The organism is Flavobacterium sp. J49, from assembly GCF_011742145.1.
GTDB lineage: Bacteria > Bacteroidota > Bacteroidia > Flavobacteriales > Flavobacteriaceae > Flavobacterium.
The window spans coordinates 1-428 of sequence record NZ_JAAQQU010000068.1; the positions used below are offsets into that span (position 1 = coordinate 1).

The 428-nt window shown below is 44.6% G+C and carries 1 protein-coding gene; it reads left to right on the forward strand.

Annotated features, from left to right (window positions below):
• Positions 1-428: SprB repeat-containing protein (locus HA632_RS01850; RefSeq protein WP_176305545.1), on the forward strand; the 428-nt coding region annotated here is incomplete at both ends.

Sequence of the window (428 nt, forward strand, 5' to 3'; positions counted from 1 at the left end):
CGATGCTAACGGATGTACTTCCAATGTAAGTGTAACCATCACGCAACCGGCAACAGCTTTGGCTTCTACTAATACCACTACCAACGTATCTTGTTATGCAGGAAACAATGGAAGTGTAACAGTAACGGCTACCGGTGGAACGGCTCCTTATACTATTTTATGGTCTAATGGCGGCACAACCTTTACCGCTAACAATTTTGCAGCAGGTACTTATACCGCCGTGGTAACCGATGCTAATGGATGTAATTCAAACGTAAGTGTAACCATCACGCAACCGGCAACGGCTTTGGCTTCTACTAATACCACTACCAACGTATCTTGTTTTGCAGGAATCAACGGAAGTGTAACAGTAACCGCTACCGGTGGAACGGCTCCTTATACCATTTTATGGTCTAATGGTGGCACAACCTTTACCGCTAACAATTTTG